Raw genomic sequence first — 19,043 nt, 5'->3', positions numbered from 1 at the left:
TTCCCATGAGCACTATCTATATTGCCGGTATCGCCATGACGGTGTTCGGCAGGCACCTGCAGCGCAGCCTCGAAGAGCTGGCCGGCGAGGCCCTGCATGGCGCCTTGAGGGATGCCGGCTGCAGTGCCGCCGACATAGGCTTGGCCTATTACTCGGGCATGACCAATGGCCTGTTGCAGGGCCAGATCTCCATTCCCGGCCAGGTCGTATTCAGCAAGATCGGCATTCACAGCATTCCGATCTTCAATGTGGAGAACGCTTGTGCCTCCGGCAGCTCGGCCGTGCATCTGGCCGTGCAGAGCCTCAAGGCTGGCGCCGCGGATGTGGCACTGGCGCTGGGGGCGGAGAAGATGAACATCAGCGACAAGGCCAAAGCCTTCGCCGTGTTCGAAGGCGGCTGGGATGTAGCGCGGGCCGAGGAAAACTACCGGACCCTGGTGAGGATGGGCGAGGGGGTGGCGATTCCCGAGGGTTCCGAGTCGGACCGCCCCTACAGCAAGTTCATGGCCATCTATGCCGCCATGTGCCGTTTTCATATGCGCACTTTCGGCACCACCCAGCGGCAGATCGCCGCCATATCGGCCAAGAATCATGGGCACTCGGTGCACAACCCCTATTCGCAGTTCCGCAAGCCGTTCACCGTCGACGAGATCCTCGCGGCACCGCCCATCACCTATCCCATCACCCTGCCGATGTGTGCGCCCCTATCCGACGGTGCCGCGGCGGCGATCCTCTGTACCGAGGATGGGCTGAAGCGGATTGGTGCGGACAGGAAGCGCTGCATCCGCATCGCCGCCAGTGTGATCCAGAGCTTCAGCCATCGGCCGCTGGAACGGCCGGAGCTGCATGTGGGCCGGCGCGCCGCCGACCTGGCCTACGAGATGGCCGGCCTGGGGCCGCAGGACATGCATGTGGCCGAGGTGCACGACGCTTCTGCCATGGGCGAGATCATTCAGGCGGAAAACCTGGGCCTGGTGCCGCTGGGCGAGGGTGGACCGGCCGCTGAGCGCGGCGATTTCACGCTCGGTGGACGCATCCCGATCAACACCTCCGGGGGGCTGGAATCCAAGGGTCATCCATTGGGTGCCACGGGCATCGGCCAGTTGTACGAGCTGGTGACGCAACTGCGTGGTGAAGCGGGTGAGCGCCAGGTCGTGGGCGCGCGCCATGCCATCCAGGAAAACGGCGGCGGCCTGCAGGGCGTTGAAGAGGCCGCGCTGGCCGTCCACATTCTGAGCAAATAGAGCACGACAAGAAGATGAACGCACTCCTGAAAATCGGCTGCCTGGCCATCTACCTGCTGGCCTTGGTCGGCCTCTTCCTGCCGCTGCCTTTCGGCGCCGAAACGGCGCTGTGCTATGTGGCCGCCATGCTGCTCGCGGCCCATCTGCTGGAGGCATTGGTCATGTTCCGCCATGTGCGCCGCTACCCGGGGCCACTGGCAACGAGCCTGCTGCTGACGCTGCTGTTCGGCTTCCTGCACTGGTGGCCGCTGCGCCAACAGGAATCCCGCTAACCGACTGCACCCAGAGCAGCGCTAAGGAGATGAAGATGTTCGAGAACAAAGTGGTGGTGATCACCGGCGCCGGCTCCGGCATCGGCCGGGCGCTGGCGGTACAGCTCGCCGAGGCGGGCGCGCGCCTCGCGCTGTCCGACATCAATGAGGCGGATCTGCAGGACACCCTGAAGCAGCTCGCGCCCGGCACTGATGTGCGTGCCTACCGCGTGGACGTGGCGGCCCGGGACCAGGTGTTCGCCCATGCCGACCAGGTGCTGCGCGACTTCGGCGCCGTCCATTACCTGATCAACAATGCCGGCGCCACCCTGGTCGGTTCCGTGGCCAATACCGATATCGACGAGTACGAGTGGCTGCTGAACATCAACCTGTACGGCGTGCTCTACGGCACCAAGGCGTTCCTGCCGATCATGCAGCGCCAGGACGAAGGTTGCATCGTCAATGTTTCCAGCATCTTCGGCCTATTCGCTTATCCCTGCCAGAGCGCCTACAACATCTCCAAGTTCGCGGTGCGCGCTCTTACCGAGTGCCTGTGGCAGGAGCTACGCGGGACGGGGGTGCGTGCCGTGTGCGTGCACCCGGGCGGAATCAAGACCAATATCGAGCGCGCGGGTCGCCGCGTGAAACTGGCCGGAGACATGGAAGGGGAATTTGCCGGCAAGGCCGAAAAGCTGCTGGTGACGCCGCCGGAGCAGTGCGCGACCGAGATCATCGCCGGCCTGCGCAAGCGCAGGAAGCGCATCCTCACCGGGCATCTGTCGCGCACGACCCATTGGCTCGTACGGCTGTTGCCCAACGCCTACCCGAGCATCTTGCGCTGGATCGGCTGACCGGCTCGCGTATCGAGCAGTGAAGGGTTCCCCCCCGTCGAAGGGGGCGTTCGATCAGGCCGAATCGCCGTACTTTGTCTCGCCACGAGAGGCGGGGCAGGGCTTCGTCAGCCATGTCCCGCCTCGCACAACAAGAACAATGGAGCGAAGCCATGCTGGGTTTGATGCAGGATCACCCCCTACTTATTTCCTCGGTTCTCGAACATGCCTTGAGATGCCATCCGACCGGGCAGATTGCCTCGCGGACGGTCGAAGGCCCCATGCACCACTGCACCTACGCCGATATAGGGCGCCGCGCCAAGCAGATGGCCAACGCCCTGACCCGGCTCGGCGTCGAACCGGGCGAGCGCATCGGCACCCTGGCGTGGAACGGTTATCGGCACCTGGAACTGTACTTCGCCGTGTCCGGCATGGGCGCCGTGCTCCACACCGTCAATCCACGCCTGTTTCCCGAGCAAATCGAGTTCATCGTCCGCCATGCCGAGGATCGCGTGCTGTTCTTCGATCTGAGCTTCGCCGCGCTGGTCGAGCAACTGGCGCCGCAGCTACCCGGCGTCCAGGCCTTCGTCGCCATGACCGAGCGCAGCCATATGCCCGATATCCAGGTGCCCAATCTGCTGTGTTTCGAGGAGCTGATCGCCGACCAGAGCGAGGACTTCGCCTGGCCGAGTTTCGACGAGCGCCTGGCGTCCTCCATGTGCTACACCTCCGGCACCACCGGCAACCCCAAGGGCGTGCTGTATTCCCATCGCTCCTCGCTGCTGCATTCGCTGGCGCTGTGCACCCGCGAGGGGTTCGGCCTGTCTTCGCTGGACTCGGCGCTGCTGGTGGTGCCCATGTTCCACGTCAACGCCTGGGGCATGCCCTATGCCTGTGCCATGAGCGGCGCCAAGCTGGTGCTGCCGGGGCCGGCCCTGGACGGCGAGAGCATCTACGAGCTGATGCGCAGCGAGCGGGTGACCCTGGCATTGGGCGTACCCACGGTGTGGATGATGCTGCAGCAGCATGTCGAGGCCCGGGGCCTGGCGCCGGCCGCCGAACTGTGCCTGGAACGGGTGGTGATCGGCGGCGCGGCGGCTCCGCGCAGCCAGGTCGAGCGCTTCGAGCGCGACTTCGATACCCGGGTCATGCACGCCTGGGGCATGACCGAGATGTCGCCGTTGGGCACCCTCTGCGCGCCCTTGCCTAAGCATGCCGGCGCCAATCTGCAGGCGCGCCTGGATCTGCAGGCCAAGCAGGGCAGGGCGCTGTTCGGCGTGGCGATGAAGGTGGTCGACGAGGATGGCGCCGAGCTGCCGCGCGACGGCCGCTCGGCCGGGCACCTGCTGGTGAAGGGGCCGTGGATCGCCAGCCACTACTACCGACAGGCCGAGACCATCCTCGATGCCGAGGGCTGGTTCGATACCGGCGACGTCGCCACCATCGATGCCGACGGCTACATGCAGATCACCGACCGTGCCAAGGACGTGATCAAGTCGGGCGGCGAGTGGATCTCCTCCATCGATCTGGAGAATGCCGCGATGGGACACCCGGCGGTCGCCGAGGCAGCGGTGATCGGCATCCCCCACGAGAAGTGGCAGGAGCGTCCGTTGCTGGTGGTGGTGCTGAAGCCGGGCAAGTCGGCGAGCAAGACGGAGCTGCGTGACTTCCTCGCCGAGCGCGTGGCCAGGTGGTGGCTGCCGGACGACGTGGTGTTCGTCGACCAACTGCCGCACACCGCCACCGGCAAGCTGCAGAAGATGAAGCTGCGTGAACAGTTTCGCGACCATGTGCTCGAGGGAGACTGAGACCAAGGCCCTGTTTGCCGACTGGCGCAGTAGCGGAATCTGCACCGATACTGGTGGGCACCGCAGTTCTTCCCTGTCCGAGGCACCGTAAGTGGAAAGGATCGAGCCAGAGCTGGTACTCAAGACCACCCCGCCAAGAAGCCAGAAGAGCGCCTACCGCCGCGAGCGGCTGAGTCTGGAGGTGGACGGGCTGGCCTCGCGTACGGCTATTTCAGTGCATGCGCCGGCTGGCTTCGGCAAGACCTGGCTGCTGACGCAATGGCGCCGCGAGCTGCTGGCGCGGGGGGCTGTCGTCGGTTGGCTGACGCTGGACAGTCGCGACGACGGCGTGCGTTTCGTTCAAGGGCTGACGGCTGCCATGCTGCTGGCCAGCGGTCGGCAGGTATTCGCCAGCTCGGCCAACCAGATCATGAGCAGGCATGACGCCCTCGGCGATATGACCGAGTGGTTGGCCGAGGTGGCCGACATGGGCGGCGAAGTGGCTCTGCTGCTCGATGAGGTCGATACGCTACCCGATGCCACCGTCCGCGGCGTACTGACCTACCTCTTGCACAATGCTCCGGCAAATCTGCGGGTATTGATGGCTTCGCGCCGCCGCCTCAACCTGCAAGCCGCCGAGCTGCAGGCGCGCGGCGCCTTTCTCGGGCTCGGCCTGGAGGCCCTGCGCTTTCGTGTCGAGGAAACCATCGCGGTGCTGGCCGGCCGCTTCGGCGAGGGTCTCGACATCGACCTGCGGGTGGAACTGCACGAGCTTACCGAGGGCTGGCCGCTGGGTCTGCAACTGGCAGTGGCGGCCATCGAGAGAAGCACGGGGCCCGAGCGGGCGATACACGAGCTCAAGGCCTGCACCGGGGATATCCGTCGCTATTTCGTCGACAGCCTGGTGGCGAAACTCAAGCCGGAGCAGATCGACTTCCTTACCTGTATCGCCCTGCCGGAAAACCTGCACCCTGAGCTGTGCAGCGCGCTGAGCGCCGACCCGCGGGCAGGCGAGCGGATGACCGAACTCTGTGCCAGTACGCCGATCTTTGCCGAGGGCCAGGGCAGCGATTGGGTGCGCATCCATCCGCTGGCCCGTGAGTTCCTCCTGCAGCGCGTGGCGCTGCTGCCGCAGATGCGGCGCAACGAACTGCACCAGCGGGCCGCTGCCTGGCTGGAGGCGCGCGGCTTCTTCGAGGAGGCCGCACGGCACTACCTGAGCGCCGATCTTCCGGCCCAGGCCTATGACATGATCGAACAGTGCCTGTACGAGATCATGCTGCGTGGCCAGTTCAGCCGGGTCATCGAGTGGGTCGGCGAACTGCCCGCCGAGGAGGTCGAGTCACGTCCGCGCATGTGCCTGGCGGCGGCCTGGGCATTGGCCATGAGCGATCATCCGGAGCAGGCCACGCGCCTGATCGCCAAGCTGCAGTCCGACCCCTCGATCGACGAGGAAGCCAGTTGCGAGGCCGCTGCCATTGCCTCCGCGGCGGCATATTTCTCCGATCGCCCGGACGAGTCGCAGGCCATCATCGGGCGCTGGATCGAGTCCCCGCCCACCTCTTCGGTAAAGGCGCTTGCCTTGCTGGCCAACCAGCAGTCGCGCCTGGCATTGTTTCGTGGCCAGGCGGAGATAGCGCGACGGGTTTGCCGTCGAGCGCCCCAGTACAGCTGGACGGATGGTCTGGATGCCATCCGTGGTTTTGCTGAGTGGGTCATCGGCGCCAGCTACCTGTGGGAGGGGCGCATGCTGCCTGCCGCAGAGAGCCTGCGGCGGACCTTGCAGCAGGCCGAGCATGATATAGGTCGACGCAGCACAGTGGCGACCTTCCTCGCCAGCTCCCTGGCAGCGGTTCTGCTGGAAAGCAACGAGCTCGACGAGGCAGCCACCATACTGGCGAACCGTCTGGACGTGATCGAGCGCCTGGCCAGCCCCGATGCGATAGTGTTCGGTTTCGTCACGGCGGCGCGGTTGGCCAGCCTCAACGGGCAGGCGCACCGCAGTCACGACCTGCTCGAGGCGCTGTACGCGCTCGGCGAAGAACGCGATGTGCCGCGGTTCCAGATCGTATCGCTGGGCGAGCAGATTCGCCTGCATGCGCTGCAGGGCCGGGTGGATACCTGCCAGGCGCTCTGGCAGCGGCTTGAAGAGGTGATTCCGCCCTGTTTCCACGACCCCGACAGCCTGCTGGCGCCGGAACTGCGCCTGCACGTCGGGGTCGCCCGCGCCTACGTGCTGCTGGCGCAGCGCGGCTGGCCCGAGTTGCTGGCGGTCGCCGCCGAACTGCATGAGCTCGCCAGCAGGGTGCGGCGCGGTCGGGAGCTGATCCAGGCGCTGCTGTTCAAGGCCCTGGCGCTGCGTGAGACTGGACGCGACGGCCAGGCTAGCCTGCAGGAAGCGCACAGCCTGGCGGCTGAGTACGGCATGTGTCGGGTACTGCTGGATACCCACCCGCTGCTGGCGCGCTGGAGCCAGGAGGACATCGGGCCGCAGGCCGCGGCCGTGCCAGCGCCAGCGGCGGAGCCCGTTGCCCGTGCCGCGCCGGCCAAGGTGGCGCCGAGTCGCCTGCTGACGCCCAAGGAGCAGGAAGTCCTGCAACTGCTGGCGCGCAATCTCTCCAACAAGCAGATCGCTCTCGCCCTCAACGTCGGCGAAGAGACGGTCAAGTGGCACCTGAAGAACCTGTTCGGCAAGTTCCAGGCCGGCACCCGCCGGCATGTGGTGGATCGCGCCTACATGCTCGGCATCCTCGAGGTGGATCGCTAGGTCGCGTTGCGCGCTGGGCTGGCGCCACGCATAGCCCCCGTTGGCCGTGCACGGCCCCCCCAGACGCAGGGGGGGGCACAAGTGCCGAACGGGCATACCTTCTTCTCCATCGAATTCATGGCCCGCAGTCGTGCTCCGGCGGGCGCCGAACCATGGGGAAGCATCATGTCGCAACGAGTGCTGATCGCAGGAGTAGGGGTCACCCCCTTCACCCCGTTGACCACGCGAAGCCCGCTGCCCGAACTCGTCGGGCAGGCGGTGCGCATGGCGCTCGACGATGCGCGCATCGACTACGACCTGGTCGATCAGGTGTTCATGGCCAGCGTCAACTGCGGCGTCGGCGTCAGCGAGCAGTTGCTGATGCAGATCGGCCTGTCCGGCGTGCCGATGTTCTGCATGCGCGACGGCGGCGTATCGGCCAGCACCGCGGTGCACCTGGCGCGCAACAGCATTCTGGCCGGCGAGGCCGAGGCGATACTGGTGCTCGGCTTCGAAGACATGCGCGCCGGCATCAGCAAGCGGACCCTGTTCGGCCTGGACGACTTTCCCAGTGAAGACCAGGGCGATGCGCTGTTACCCGCCAACCCCTTGAGCATGATCGCCCAGCGCGACCACCCGGCCGCGCTGTATGCGGCGCAAATGGCCTGGCTGAAAGACCAGCTGGGGGTCACCGATGCCTGCTTCGAGGCGGTGGTCGAGCGGGCCCGGAAACAAGCCCGACAGTACCGCGCGGCCCTGGCCGATGCGTTCCAGCAGGACGGCTGGCTGCCACCCTACCTGTGTCCGCCGGCCTCTGGCGCGGCGGCGCTGCTGCTCTGTTCGCAGGCCTTCGCCGCGCGCTACGGCGCGCGCGGCGGGGTGGCCATGCTCGGCAGCGCGCGGGCCGGCGAGACGCTCAGCGAGCTGGCCGCCGGCAACCTGCTCGACGTGCTGGGTCGCGCGGCCACCCGCAGGGCCTGCGCCCAGGCCTGCGCTCAGGCCGGCATCGGCGTCGAGGACCTGGACGTCGTCGAACTGCACGACCAGAGCGTGGGCGACTTCCTGATGTTCAGCGCCGCGCTTGGGCTGTGCGAGGAGGAGGGCATCGGCGAGTTCGCGTTGCGCAGCGCGACGCGCCCCGTCGTCTGTCCTTCGGGAGGGCTGCTCGGATGTGGCCTGGTGCCGGGGGCCAGCGCCCTGGCGCAACTGGCGGAGCTGGTTCGCCAGCTGCGCGGCGAGGCGGGCGCCCGCCAGGTCGCGGGGGCCCGCACCGGCCTCCAGCACAGCGCCGCGGTCGGGCGTTCGGTCACGGTCGCGATTCTCCAGCGGCTATGAGGCCGCGACCGCAGCATTCATCACCACACAGCGAGTACCACGATGTACAACAACAATAAAAACTGCCACCCCCTGCGGCTGAGCCTGCTGGCCTCGGCCGTGCTGGTCGGCCTGGGCAGCCTGCCCGTGCACGCCTTCGAGCTGGATACCGGCATCGACGACCTGCAGGTACGCTTCGACAACACGCTTAAGCTCAACTACGCCCAGCGCGTGGAGAGCGCCAACTCCAAGCTGGCCAATGCCTGGAACAACAACGACGGCAACCGCAACTTCTCGGCCGGCAGCGCGGTGTCCCAGCGCATCGACGTGCTGCACGAACTGGATGTGGTCTACCGCCGCCAGTTCGGTTTCCGCATCAGCGGCAACAGCTGGTACGACCATGCCTACGACAAGGTCGGCAGCGCCAATGCCGCGACCAATCAGTACGAGGGCGGCGTCGCCGATTCGCGCGGGCTGAGCAGCTACGCCGAGCGCTATTTCAACGGGCCGTCTTCGGAAGTGCTGGATGCCTTCGTCTTCGGCAGCGTGGAGCTGGGTGAGGAGTCGCTGCTCAGCGCCAAGCTCGGCAGCCATACCCAGTACTGGGGCGAGAGCATCCTGGCCTTCGCCCATGGCAACAGCTACGGCCAGTCCGGCTTGGACATCGCAAAGGCCCTGGCGGTGCCGGGTACCGAGGCCAAGGAGCTGTTCATCCCGCGCAACCAGATCTCGATGAACCTCAACCTGACCCCGGAGCTGTCGTTCGGCGCCCAGTACTTCCTCGACTGGGATGCCTCGCGCCTGCCCGAGTCCGGCACCTACCTGGGCTTCAACGACGCGATCCAGCATGGCAGCGACGACCTGGCGCTGATCGCCCAGCCCAATCCGGGCTTCGGCCTGCTACCCGGCGCGCCGCAGTTCCTCTACCTGACCGGCGGGCACACCCATACCCCGGACAAGCGCGGCGACTTCGGACTGATGGTCAAGTGGAGCCCGGAGTGGCTCGACGGCACCCTCGGCCTGTACTACCGCAACACCTCCGACGTGCTGCCGAACCTGGCGCTGCAACCCGGGGCGGTCGGCATACCGCAACTGATCTCCGGCGTGGTCGGCAGCTACAACCAGTTCTATGTCGACGACATCGATGTGTACGGCATCAGCCTGTCGAAGAACATCGCCGGCGTCAGCGTGGGCGTGGACCTCAACTATCGCGAGAACATGCCGCTGGCCAGCGTTCCGGCCAACGTCAACCCGGCCGCTGCGGCCATCGGCGCGCCGGGATTCATCGCCGGCTTCGACGGCGACAACGGCGTGGCGCGCGGCAAGACGGTGCATGCGGTGATCAACGGCCTGACCACCTTCGCCGACACCCCGGCGTGGGACGGCGCCTCGTTGCTGGTCGAACTGGCCTACAGCCGTTGGCTGGACGTGACGGAGAATCAGCAGTTGTTCAAGGGCGAGGACTGGTACCGCGGCGTCGACAAGGTCACCCGCGACAACTATGTCCTCGGCGTCAACTTCACCCCGACCTGGTACCAGGTCTTCCCCGGCGTCGATATCCATCTGCCGCTGACCTACAACGTCGGCCTCAACGGCCACTCGGCCGTGCAACTGGGCGGCAACGAGGACTCCGGCAGCTACTCGGTGGGGATCGCCGCCGACGTGCGCAACCGGTACCGCTTCGACCTCAAGTACGTGGACAACTTCGGCCCGTTCGACACCTGCGAGTCGCCGACCGACGGCGCGGCGCCGGGCAATCCGGCCAGCCCGTACGCCTGCGTACCGGGCCAGACCACCGCATTCGCCGGGACCCCTGCTCAGCTGAAAGATCGCGGCATGGTCACCTTCACCTTCAAGACAACCTTCTGAGCACAGATCCGGGAGATCAGAGATGACCCTTATCCAATCCTTGATGGTCAGCGCGCTGTCGCTGGCCGTGGTCGCGGCGGCCCAGGCCGCGGTGTCGCCGGAGCAGGCCGCGCAGCTGGGGCAGAGCCTCACCGCAGTCGGCGCCGAGCAGGCCGGCAACGCCGACGGCAGTATCCCCGCCTACGATGGCGGCCTGACCACCCCGCCGGGCGGCTATCAGGCCGGCAGCTCCATGCGCGTAGACCCCTTCGCCGACGAACAGCCGCGGCTGGTGATCGATGGTAAGAAAGCGGCCGAGCACGCCGACAAGCTGACCGTCGCAACCCAGGAACTGCTCAAGCGTTTCCCGTCGTACCGCCTGGATGTCTATCCCACCCATCGCACCGTCGCCTTGCCGCAGCGGCTGCTGGATAACACCCGCAAGAACGCCACGGCGGCACGCACCACGGGTGAGGGGCTGGCGCTGGAGAACGTCCTGCCGGGCGTGCCCTTCCCGATTCCCAACGATGGCTACGAGGCCATGTGGAACCACCTGCTGCGTTACCAGGGCCATGCGATCAACTCCAAGTACGATTCGTGGAACGTCGACGCCTCGGGTAACGCTTCCCTGGCGACCACCGGCGACGCCTACCTGGAGTACCCGCTGTTCGCACCCGAACGCAACGACGTGCCGGCCAACCCGGAGGACCTGTACTTCAAGACCAAGCTCTACTACCAGGGCCCGGCGCGTCGCGCCGGCGAGGCCATCCTGCTGATCGACGCGGTGAACCCGCTGAAGAAGCCGCGTCGCGGCTGGCAGTACCTGCCCGGGCAGCGCCGGGTCAAGCTGGCCCCCGACATCGCCTACGACACGCCGAACCCCGGTTCGGCCGGCAGTTCGACCTACGACGACGCCTGGGTGTTCAACGGCGCGATGGACCGCTTCGACTTCAAGCTGGTAGGCAAGAAGGAGATGTACGTGCCGTACAACACCTACAGGCTCAACTACCACCCGAAAGCGGCCGACATCACCACGGCGAACCACGTCAATCCCGACCTGCTGCGCTGGGAGTTGCACCGCGTGTGGGTGGTCGAGGCCACGCTCAAACCCGGCAAGCGCCATATCTACAGCAAGCGCACCTTCTACCTCGACGAGGACAGCTGGATCGCCCTGGCCTCCGATGCCTTCGATGCCCGTGGCCAGCTCTATCGCGGTGCCTTCGCCCACATGGCCTACAGCTACGACGTGCAGGCGCCGAACTCGGACAACCACATGTTCTACGACTTCGTCTCCGGCAGCTACAACATCACCGGCATCTACGGCCCGCACGGCGGCGTGAAGTACATCGAACCGCTCTCCAAGATCCAGTGGGCACCCGATTCCCTCGCCGGAACCGGTATCCGCTGATTCAGCGCCATGCCACCGGAGCCTGAAGGCGCCGGTGGCCCTCGACGAGATCGACGCATGAACATTCTCAAGTGGGCCCAGCTGATCGCCCTCGCCGGAGCGCTGAGCGCGCCGTTCTGCCGCCCGGTGGTGGCGCAGGGCTTCGTCGACGTGCTGGATACGCCGGCACAAATCAGCCCGCTCGCCCAGCACGGCCTGTTGCTGGGCCTGGCCGAAGTCGGCGAGCGCCTGGTGGCGGTCGGTCAGCGCGGCCACATCCTCTATTCCGACGACCGTGGCCAGAGTTGGCGGCAGGCCAGCGTGCCGGTCAGCTCCGACCTGGTGGCGGTGCAATTCCCCACGCCCAGCCACGGCTGGGCCGTCGGTCACGACGGGGTGGTGCTGCACAGCGCCGATGGCGGGTCGAGCTGGCAGCGCCAGTTCGACGGTCGCCGGGTCGGCCCGGTGATGCTCGAACACTACCGCGAGCTGGCGCGCGCCAACCCGGACGACGAAGCCCTGGCCGCGCTGGTCGGCGAGGCCCAGCGCATGACCGAGGAGGGCGCCGACAAGCCGTTCCTGGATGTCTGGTTCGAGAGCGAGCGGGTCGGCTACATAGTCGGCGCCTTCAACCTGATCTTCCGCACCGAGGACGGCGGCCATAGCTGGACGCCCTGGATGGAGCGCACGGACAACCCCAGCGCGCTCAACCTGCATGCTATCCGCCCGGCCGGCGGCGAGCTGTTCATCGCCGGCGAGCAGGGCCTGCTGCTGAAACTCGATCGCGCCAGCGGGCGCTTCCAATCCAGCCCCACGGCCTACGCCGGCAGCTTCTTCGGCCTACTCGGCAAGCCGGGTGTGGCCCTGGTGTTCGGTCTGCGCGGCAACGTCTTTCGCAGCGTCGACGCTGGCGCCAGCTGGGACCAGGTCGAGACCGACCTGCCGGTGAGCATCACCGCGGGCAGCGTACTCGCCGACGGTCGCCTGGCGCTGCTCAGTCAGGCCGGCCACCTGCTGCTGAGCCGCGACGACGGCGCCAGCTTCCAGCTGCAGCCCCAGACCGCCATGGCGCCGGTGGCTGCGGCCCTGGCGTCCGGGCCGCAGGCTCTGGTGCTGGTCGGCACGCGCGGCGTGCGCCAGCTGCCCGTGCAATGACAGAGAGATAGAGAAATGGGTAACTACGAGCACGACGGCATGCCGGTGGTGCGGGAACTGCCGGGCTTCGATTCGCGCTCCGGCAGCCTGCTGGAACGCAGCATCTTCAACAACCGCCTGCTGGTGGTGCTGGCCTGCATGCTGGTCACCCTGGCGCTGGGTTATGCGGCGGCGACCCGCCTGAGCCTGACGGCCAGCTTCGAGAAGATGCTGCCGCAGAGCCAGCCCTTCATCAAAAACTACCTGGACAACCGCGACTCGTTGCGCGGCCTGGGCAACGCCGTGCGGGTGGTGGTGGAGAGCACTGAGGGCGACATCTTCGACCCTGCCTACCTGCAGGTGCTCAAGGAGGTCAACGACGAGCTGTTCGTTACCCCTGGCGTCGACCGCGCCTGGATGAAGTCGCTGTGGACCCCGGCGGTGCGCTGGACCGAGGTGACCGAGGAGGGCTTCCAGGGCGGACCGGTGATGCCGGACTCCTACGACGGCTCGGCGGCCGGCGTCGAGCAGCTGCGCCTGAACATCGCCCGCTCCGGCATAGTCGGCAGCCTGGTGGGCAACAACTTCCGTTCCAGCATGATCTTCGTGCCACTGCTGGACAAGGATCCGGTCAGCGGCCAGGCCATCGACTATCACGCCTTCTCCAGGGTGATAGAGGACAAGCTGCGGGCCAGGTACGAGAGCCAGGACGGCGCGGCGGTGAAGATCCGCGTGATCGGCTTCGCCAAGCTGATCGGCGACCTGCTCGACGGCCTGCTGCAGGTGATGGCCTACTTCGCCGCCGCGGCGGCGATCGCCACCGCCGTCATCTACGCCTACACCCGCTGCGTGCGCAGCACCACACTGGTGGTGTGCTGCTCGCTGATCGCCGTGGTCTGGCAGCTGGGCCTGGTGGCGTTGCTCGGCTACGCCCTGGACCCGTTCTCCATCCTGGTGCCCTTCCTGGTGTTCGCCATCGGCGTGTCCCATGGCGCGCAGAAGATGAACGGCATCATGCAGGACGTCGGCCGCGGCACCCACCAGCTGGTGGCGGCACGCTACACCTTCCGCCGCCTGTTCCTCGCCGGTCTCACCGCGTTGCTGGCCGACGCCGTGGGCTTCGCCGTGCTGATGCTGATCGACATCCCGGTGATCCAGGATCTGGCGATCACCGCCAGCATCGGCGTGGCGGTGCTGATCTTCACCAACCTGGTGCTGCTGCCGGTGCTGCTGTCCTACCTGGGCGTCAGCGAGCGTGCCGCCGCGCGCAGCCTGCGCCACGAGCGCGAGGAGGAGCGCGGGCGCGGCCTGGGTGCTGTCTGGGGCTGGCTCGACCGCTTCACCGAGCGGCGCTGGGCGAGCGTCACCCTGGCGGTGGCGGCGATCCTGGCGGTGGCCGGCTTCGTCGTCAGCCTGCAGCTGAAGATCGGCGACCTCGACCCCGGCGCCCCCGAGCTGCGCGCCGATTCACGCTACAACCTGGACAACGCCTACATCACCGCCAACTACTCGCTGTCCAGCGACCTGTTCGCGGTGATGCTGAAGACGCCGAGCGAGGGCTGCCTGAAATACGAGAGCCTGGTCGAGGCCGACCGCCTGGGCTGGCTGCTACAGCAGCAAACCGGGGTGCAGACCACCGTGTCGCTGGTCAACGCGGTGCGCCAGATCACCGCCGGCTCCTACGAGGGCAACCCCAAGTGGCTGACCATCGCGCGCAACCAGAACGTGCTGAACTACGGCGCCCAGCAGGCCTCGGTGAACAATCCCGAGCTGTTCAACACCGACTGCTCGATGATGCCGGTGGTGGCCTACCTGAGCGACCACAAGGCCGAGACCCTCGACCATATGGTGCAGGTGGCCGAAGGCTTCGTGCGCGAGCACAGCACCGACGAGCGCCAGTTCCTGCTGGTGGCCGGCAGCGCCGGGATCGAGGCCGCCACCAATATCGTGGTGCGCGAGGCCAACCGGATCATGCTGCTGTACGTCTACGCCGCGGTGATCCTGCTCTGTTTCGTGACCTTCCGCAGCTGGCGCGCGGTGCTGGTGGCCGTACTGCCGCTGATGCTCACCTCGATCCTCTGCGAGGCGCTGATGGTCTGGCTGGACATGGGAGTGAAGGTGGCCACCTTGCCGGTGATCGCCCTCGGCGTCGGCATCGGCGTGGACTACGCGTTGTACCTGCTCAGCGTGCAGCTGGCTCAGCAGCGCGCCGGGGTACCGCTGGCCACGGCCTACCGCAACGCGGTGGCCTTCACCGGCAAGGTGGTCGCCTTGGTCGGCGTCACCCTGGCTGCCGGCGTGGTCACCTGGGCCTGGTCGCCGATCAAGTTCCAGGCCGACATGGGCATCCTGCTGACCTTCATGTTCCTCTGGAACATGATCGGCGCGCTGCTGCTGATTCCTGCGCTGTCGCACTTCCTGCTGAGGAAGGCGCCCTGACGGCGGGCAGGCGCCATGCGTCGCTGGGCATCTCGGCTCTGCCTGCTGCTGGGGCTGTGCGCCTCCGCGCCGGCAGCGGCGAAGGACCTGCAGATCTGTGTGAGCGATCGCGAGTTACCGCCGCTGACCTTCCCGGATCGGGACGGCCAGGCCCAGTACCTGATTCGGCGCGCGGCCGCGCAGATCGAGTGGCGGGTCGAGTTCGTCGCATTGCCCTGGCGGCGCTGCCTGCAGGCGGCAATCTCGGGGGAACTCGAGGGCGTCGCCACCGTCGCCGCCACCGCGGAACTGCGCCGTAGCCTGGCCTTGCCTCTGCACCATGGCGGGGAGGATCCGGCCCGGGCTCTGGGGGAAATAGACACGGTCGTGATCAAGCGGCGCGACAGCCGGGTCGCATGGGACGGCGCTCGCTTCAGCGGGCTGCATTCCCCGGTGCAGCATGAGGCCGGTCTCTCGGCGCTCGGCGCGCGGCTCAAGCAACTGGGCCTGCCGGCCAGGGATATTGCGCATTCGCCCGAGCAACTGCTGCATATGCTTGTGCAACGCCGCGCAGAGGTGGCGCTGGTCCTGGAGCCGCGAGCCGGCGAACTGCTGGCGCGCCCCGAGTTCCAGGCTCTGCAGCGCCTGCCCGAGCCGTTCCTGCAGCGCCATATCTACCTGGGCTTTAATCGGGTCTTCTACAGGCGCGAGAGGAAGGCTCTGCAGCGGATCTGGCAGGAGATCGGGCATACGCGCGGTTCCGAGGAGTGGCGCGCACTGGGCCCCAGGATCTACCCGGGATGGCGTAATCCGGTGCCCCCCCGTCCTGGGGGAGGCGGGCACCGTCCATAGTCGATTTCATGACAGCCTTCATCGGCTTGGCGAGGGAACCGATATGCGCCTGGGTGGGCTGTTGTTGCTGGGATGGCTGTATGCGCTGAGCGCCTGTGCGGACGAACGGGCGCAGCACCTGCACGAGATTCGCACGCGCAGCGCGCTGCTGTGCTCCAGCGCCTTGCTCTATTTCAATCCGGCCCACAAGGAACCGGACTCGCGGGCGCTGGCGGCCAGCTACGACAGCCTGAACCTGCTGGCGACCCGCACGGTTCAGCTCGGCCAGCCGGAGCCGATGGCCACGCACCTGCGCGACATGCAGCGTCTGTTCAAGGACCTCGAGCGCCTGCCCCGGCAGGAGGCCGCCAGCTATCCGCTGTTGTTGCAGCAGATGCTGCGCCTGCAGCGAGCCATGGCGGCCTGGGCCTCGTCGCAACTGGCGCAGGACGAGCTCGCAGTGGGTTCGCTGACCCAGGCGCTGCGCCAGCAGAGCCTGGACATGGCGTATTTGCTGCTCGACTACCAGGCGCGCAGCTATCCCCTGGCCGGCGAAGCCGTTGCGGTGCTGACGGCGAGCGAGCGCCAGGCCCTGGATCGACGCCTTAACCAGGGCTTTGTGTCGCTACGCGCGACCGAGGCCGCCCTGGCCGAGCCGCTCGATGCGGCGCGCAAGGGCTATCGCTTCGTGCGCACGCGGATCCTGGTGAGCACCACCGGGCAACCTTCGGGCGGCGTGGAGTTCTACCTGGCGCGGAGCGTCGTCGACATGGACGAGCTGGCCGCCCAGACCGATTCACCCGGCGCGCTCTAGGGCTTGCGGCGCGCGTTGGTGTGGCGAATGCGGCGGGTTGGCCGAGCGCATCTTCCGGAGAATGGCTCACAACCCGTAACGCTGGCGAATCTGCTCCACCTGCGCGGCCTGCTCCAGCAGGAAACGGTCGAATTCGGCGATCAGCTGTGGTCTCCCAGCACTGGACAGGTAGTAATGATCCTCCACATAGGCCAACTGCGGGTCGAACACCAGCGCGTTGGGGGGGAGACCCAGCTGCCGCAATTGGCGGGCAGCCACCCTTGGGCTGAGGTACACCGCGTCGACCCTGTCGGCCAGCGCCATGCGCAGCAGGTAGTCAATGCGGCTGTTCTGCACCAGGCGGGTGCGCCCGGCGCGGATGTCCTCCAGGTAGGGCCAGGGGGTGAAGCCGTTCACCGTGCCGAGTCGGCGGATGCGCCCTGAGTCCTGGTCGAGGTGCGCCGGCTTGACCAGGACTCCGTCGAGGTAGGGTACCGTCGGCTGGCTGTAGTGGATCAGGTGACCGGCCTTCTCCTCGGCGTTCCATAGCGGGTGGTCGGGGTACCTGAGGTCGACGCGGCCGGCGAGGAAGTCGCGGTCCAGGCGCCGCACCGGCAGCGCCGTGTAGACGAAGCGGTAGCCGCGCTCGGCGGCGAAGGCGTCCAGCAGTTCGCGGGCGTAGCCGCGGTACTCGCCGTCCTGCACCTCGTAGTAGGGCAGGTAGGGTTGCAGCTCGACGCCGACGCGGATCGTCTCCCGGGCCTGGGCATGCAGGTACAGGCAGAGCAGGGGCAGGCAGAGCAGCGTCTTCATCGCAGCGGCCGCCTCAGGTGCGAAAGCGTACCGCCTGCTGCTGCAGGCCGCTGGCCAGTTGCGCCAGTTCGCGGCTGGCTGCGGAGTTCTGTTGGGCGGCGCTGACGACCTCCTGAATGCTGTCGTTGAGGTTGGTGATGTTCAGGCTGATGTCGCTGGCTACTGCGGTCTGTTCCTCGGTGGCGGTGGAGATCTGCACGCTGCCGTCGGCGATGCAGTCGACTGCCGTGGCGATATGCTGCAGCACTTCGCCCGAGCGTCTGGCGTGGCCGACGCTCTCGTCGGCCTGGGCGCAGGACTGGCGCATGGCCTCGACCGCCTGGCGCGCGCCTTCCTGCAGGGCGGCGATCATGCCGTGGATGGATTCGGTGGCTTGCTGGGTATTGCTCGCCAGGCTGCGCACCTCGTCCGCGACCACGGCGAATCCGCGTCCGGCCTCGCCAGCCCGGGCGGCCTCGATGGCCGCATTGAGGGCCAGCAGATTGGTCTGTCCGGCGATGTTCTGAATGACCGTCAGCACGCTGCCAATCTCCTCGCTCTTGGCATGCAGGCGGTCGATCACGCCGGCGCCGTGCTGGACCCGGGCGCTGAGCTGTTCGATGGCCTGCACGTTGGACTGCACCAGGCCACTACCCAGATGGGCCTCTCGCCGGGCGTCGCCGGCATTGCCGGAGGTGTTCTGCGCACTGCCGGCTACCTCCTGGATGGCCGCGCTCATCTCGTGTACCGCCGTAGCGACCAGGGCCGCCTGCTGGCCCTGCTGGGCGGTGGCGTCGCTGACCTGGATGCTGATCGTGCTCATCTGCTCGGAGGCCGCCGCCAGCTGGCTGGCCGTGTCGCCGAGGTGGCGGATCAGGCCGTGGAAGTGCTCGAGCAGGGCATTGAGCTCCTGCGCGGTGGTAGCCAGCTCGTCACGACCCTCGACTGGTGCGCGCAGGGTCAGGTCGCAGTTGTGGCGAACCTCGCCGATGAGGCTGCACAGGCGGCGCAGGGGACGGATGATCGAGAGGGCGATGGTCCAGGAGGCGGCGAGCACCAGCAGCAGGGCGAGCAGGCCCACCGCGACGAAGAGACTGCGCGTCTGCAGGTAGTCGCTGTGCGTCGACTCGCTCAGTTTTTGGCCTTCGTCCAGCTGCAGTTGCACCAGGCCGTCCAGCTCGCTGCTCAGCGGGTCGAAGACATGGTAGAGCCGGCGGTTGAAGCTGCCGGCTTCCTGTGCGCGCAGCGGTTCGCCGAGTTGGCGCAGATAGCTTGCAGCCAGGCCATCGGCCTCCTGCAGCAACGCCCGGATGCGCTCTAGGTGCTGGCGTTCCTGGGCGGTCAGGCGCGTCGCAGCATAGCTGCTCAGGGCCTTGCCCGCCTCCTGGCGGGATATGGCGAAAGTCTGGCGCAGCTGTTCTTCACCGAGCAGCCCGGCGCGGTACTTGTGCAGGGCATCGACCATGTCCACCGCATAGGCATCGGCCACGCTCTTGATCTGGCTGATCGGCTGCATGCGGTCGACGAACAGTTCCTCGAAGTGCCGGTTGAGCCGGCTGGCGATGTCGAGGGCCAGGGCCATCACCAGCAGCAGGGCCGCGAGCGGCGCCAGGGTCAGGATCAGCAGGCGCCGCTGGATGGAGAGGCTGGCCAGCATGGTGGGTCTCC

The 19,043-nt window shown here is 67.1% G+C and carries 14 protein-coding genes; 12 read left to right on the top strand and 2 right to left on the bottom strand.

The window, feature by feature from the left end:
- The first annotated feature begins 5 nt into the window (after positions 1-5).
- From ACIGFL_RS07200 to ACIGFL_RS07145, 12 genes are all read left to right on the top strand, one after another.
- Positions 6-1,244 carry a thiolase family protein gene (locus ACIGFL_RS07200; RefSeq protein WP_397496668.1) on the top strand — a complete coding sequence of 413 codons (1,239 nt, stop codon included), beginning with the start codon at positions 6-8 and terminating at the stop codon, positions 1,242-1,244.
- A 14-nt stretch (positions 1,245-1,258) separates the two neighbouring features.
- A complete protein-coding gene (locus ACIGFL_RS07195; protein ID WP_397496667.1) occupies positions 1,259-1,516 on the top strand; it encodes a hypothetical protein in 258 nt (85 codons plus the stop codon).
- A 35-nt stretch (positions 1,517-1,551) separates the two neighbouring features.
- Positions 1,552-2,346: an SDR family NAD(P)-dependent oxidoreductase gene (locus ACIGFL_RS07190; protein ID WP_397496666.1), complete on the top strand. Its 795-nt coding sequence runs from the start codon at positions 1,552-1,554 to the stop codon at positions 2,344-2,346.
- A gap of 113 nt (positions 2,347-2,459) precedes the next feature.
- Complete coding sequence (locus tag ACIGFL_RS07185; RefSeq protein WP_397496664.1) at positions 2,460-4,133, top strand: 3-(methylthio)propionyl-CoA ligase; 1,674 nt, start codon at positions 2,460-2,462, stop codon at positions 4,131-4,133.
- A 91-nt stretch (positions 4,134-4,224) separates the two neighbouring features.
- Positions 4,225-6,879, top strand: a complete 2,655-nt coding sequence (locus tag ACIGFL_RS07180) for a LuxR C-terminal-related transcriptional regulator (protein WP_397496663.1) — start codon at positions 4,225-4,227, stop codon at positions 6,877-6,879.
- 165 nt (positions 6,880-7,044) lie between these two features.
- Positions 7,045-8,193, top strand: a complete 1,149-nt coding sequence (locus ACIGFL_RS07175) for a thiolase C-terminal domain-containing protein (protein ID WP_397496662.1) — start codon at positions 7,045-7,047, stop codon at positions 8,191-8,193.
- Between the two features lie 42 nt (positions 8,194-8,235).
- Complete coding sequence (locus ACIGFL_RS07170) at positions 8,236-10,041, top strand: DUF1302 domain-containing protein (RefSeq protein WP_397496661.1); 1,806 nt, start codon at positions 8,236-8,238, stop codon at positions 10,039-10,041.
- 22 nt (positions 10,042-10,063) lie between these two features.
- Complete coding sequence (locus ACIGFL_RS07165) at positions 10,064-11,428, top strand: DUF1329 domain-containing protein (RefSeq protein WP_397496660.1); 1,365 nt, start codon at positions 10,064-10,066, stop codon at positions 11,426-11,428.
- A gap of 57 nt (positions 11,429-11,485) precedes the next feature.
- A complete protein-coding gene (locus ACIGFL_RS07160) occupies positions 11,486-12,562 on the top strand; it encodes a WD40/YVTN/BNR-like repeat-containing protein (protein WP_397496659.1) in 1,077 nt (358 codons plus the stop codon).
- Positions 12,563-12,577: 15 nt separating this feature from the next.
- Positions 12,578-14,980, top strand: a complete 2,403-nt coding sequence (locus ACIGFL_RS07155; RefSeq protein WP_397496658.1) for an RND family transporter — start codon at positions 12,578-12,580, stop codon at positions 14,978-14,980.
- A gap of 15 nt (positions 14,981-14,995) precedes the next feature.
- Positions 14,996-15,811, top strand: a complete 816-nt coding sequence (locus ACIGFL_RS07150) for a substrate-binding periplasmic protein (protein ID WP_397496657.1) — start codon at positions 14,996-14,998, stop codon at positions 15,809-15,811.
- Between the two features lie 43 nt (positions 15,812-15,854).
- Positions 15,855-16,604: a hypothetical protein gene (locus ACIGFL_RS07145; protein WP_397496656.1), complete on the top strand. Its 750-nt coding sequence runs from the start codon at positions 15,855-15,857 to the stop codon at positions 16,602-16,604.
- A gap of 66 nt (positions 16,605-16,670) precedes the next feature.
- Here the strand turns inward: ACIGFL_RS07145 and ACIGFL_RS07140 are convergent, their stop codons facing one another.
- Entirely contained in the window at positions 16,671-17,396 is a 726-nt protein-coding gene (locus ACIGFL_RS07140) for a substrate-binding periplasmic protein (protein ID WP_397496655.1), read from the bottom strand.
- 13 nt (positions 17,397-17,409) lie between these two features.
- The gene (locus ACIGFL_RS07135; protein ID WP_397496654.1) at positions 17,410-19,032 is read right to left on the bottom strand and encodes a methyl-accepting chemotaxis protein; all 1,623 of its coding nucleotides are present in this window, start codon (positions 19,030-19,032) and stop codon (positions 17,410-17,412) included.
- Positions 19,033-19,043 lie beyond the last annotated feature (11 nt).

This window comes from Pseudomonas sp. NPDC077649, from assembly GCF_044542855.1.
GTDB lineage: Bacteria > Pseudomonadota > Gammaproteobacteria > Pseudomonadales > Pseudomonadaceae > Aquipseudomonas.
Note: the sequence above shows the minus strand (reverse complement) of the source record. Positions and strands in the feature narration are given on the sequence as shown.